Source organism: Anaplasma marginale str. Florida (assembly GCF_000215485.1).
Classification (GTDB): Bacteria; Pseudomonadota; Alphaproteobacteria; order Rickettsiales; family Anaplasmataceae; genus Anaplasma; species Anaplasma marginale.
Genome location: NZ_AFMS01000105.1, coordinates 1 through 2,119, shown reverse-complemented (window position 1 = coordinate 2,119; position 2,119 = coordinate 1). Strand labels below are relative to the sequence as shown.

Annotated in this window: 1 protein-coding gene and 1 pseudogene; one reads left to right on the top strand and one right to left on the bottom strand. The window is 51.0% G+C overall.

The window, feature by feature from the left end:
* Window positions 1-443: pseudogene (locus GAC_RS02865) on the bottom strand (bifunctional folylpolyglutamate synthase/dihydrofolate synthase); the annotation flags it as partial.
* Between the two features lie 293 nt (window positions 444-736).
* On the opposite strand from GAC_RS02865, the gene gatA reads away from it, so the two are divergent.
* Window positions 737-2,119 (top strand): Asp-tRNA(Asn)/Glu-tRNA(Gln) amidotransferase subunit GatA (gene gatA, locus GAC_RS02860; protein WP_037349406.1); only part of this gene is annotated, 1,383 nt, incomplete at its 3' end.

The following is a 2,119-nucleotide window of genomic DNA, read 5'->3' as shown; positions in this document are numbered from 1 at the left end:
ACAACATTTGTGGCATCAAGCCTGCCGCCCATACCCACCTCTACGAGTGTGATATCAGCTTCTACTTTGGAAAACGCCAAGAAAGCGGCGGCTGTTGTTGCTTCGAAAAATGTAGTCTGTATGCCACTACTTGCTGCTTCGCACTCTGCCAAAATTTCATCCAAGTAGGCATCAGAAATTTGCTCTCCGCTGAGCACTATCCTTTCGTTGAACTCTACTAGGTGTGGTGACGTATAAACATGGGCTCTAATTCCCGCAGAGCGAAAGATATGGGCCAGGAACGCGATCGTGGAACCCTTCCCATTCGTACCGGCGACGTGCACAACTGGGGGCATGTGCTTTTCAGGGTTACCCAGCCTCTCCAGCATTTTAGTTATTCTATCGAGCTGGAAGTCTGGAACGCGGCATTCTAGAACTCTCGGCCAGCGCGGCATGAACACCATAATACCAGTACCTACCAGTCTACACGTAGTGGGACACACAGCAAGTATAGCGAATGGCGCTGGAAGCCTCAACCTTCTCCGCTATTGTAGGCTGTGTTGTGTGTGCGATATAGCAACGCTCCCGCTGCATGATATACGTGAATTGGTGATTATACATCTCGCCCGAGGCACCGTGGTTTCATGTTTGCGATGTAGAGGCATGAACATTCGGTTCCTGTATTTCCTAAATTCAGTTGCTTCGCTCACAAAGTGTGATAACCTCCATCACGCCGGTGGATTTTTGACCGTTTTGTATGAAGCGTGAGCTCTTAAAGCTATCGATTTTAGAGGCGCATCGTTGCCTGAAGAATAAAGACTTTTCCGCGCGGGAGCTTACTGAGGCATATATTGGCGCGGTAGAGCAAGATACACTCAATGCGTTTGTCACAACCACTCCTGAATTGGCATTGGCGGCTGCGGACAGGACGGATGGTCTATTACAGCGTGGGGAGCCCATTCACCCAATGTCTGGTATACCGGTGGGGGTTAAGGACCTTTTTTGCACCAAGGGAGTAAGAACCACAGCGTGCTCTAATATATTAAAAAATTTTGTGCCAACTTATGAATCCACTGTTTCCCAAAAGTTGTGGGACAGCGGTGCGGTAATGTTGGGCAAGCTCAACATGGATGAGTTTGCTATGGGGTCTTCGAACACTTATAGCTGCTTTGGGCCGGTCAAAAATCCGTGGAAAGGCACTGAGGGAAAAGATTTAACGCCTGGTGGGTCATCAGGTGGGTCTAGCGCAGCGGTGGCTGGGTTATTGTGTGCGGGCGCGTTAGGCAGTGATACAGGTGGATCTGTCCGGCAGCCTGCTGCCTTGTGCGGCGTTGTCGGCGCAAAACCAACTTATGGTAGGTGCTCACGCTGGGGTATGATAGCATATGCGAGCTCCTTGGACCAAGCTGGGGTGCTTGCCCGCACGGTGGAAGATGCAGCGGTGATGCTGAATGCAATATGCGGTTACGATCAAAAAGATTCTACGTCTTCTCAGGAGGCTGTGCCAGACTTTTTGGGTGGTATTAGCCGTGATGTACGCGGAGTGCGCATTGGTATCCCGAAGGAGTACGAACTCCCGAAAAATCGGGGGGATATAGCAGCGATGTGGGATCAGAACATCAAGCATTTGCTGGACTGTGGCGCGGAAATTGTGGAAATCAGTCTACCTCATACCACCTATGCCTTGCCCGTATATTACATACTCGCTTCGTCTGAAGCGTCGTCGAATTTGGCTCGTTATGACGGGATAAGGTATGGCACTAGGGTAGAGGGTGAAACCATAGATGAGATGTACGAGCTCACTAGGAGCCTTAATTTTGGTGAGGAAGTGAAGCGCAGGATGCTGATCGGGGCCTATACGCTGTCTTCTGGTTACCGCCGTGCCTACTATGACAAAGCCCAGAGGGTGAGATGCCTTGTGATACGAGACTTTGAAGAGGCCTTCAAGAAGGTCGATTGCATACTTGCGCTGACCACCCCGGTGGAGGCCACTGGGATTGAAGAGCCCCTCAGTGCCATGGATAGATATTTTACGGATGTTTTCACGGTTCCCGCCAGTTTGGCTGGGCTGCCGGCGATCTCCGTTCCCGCAGGGCTGTCAGAGCGCAAACTACCCATGGCGTTGCAGGTTATAGGGAAT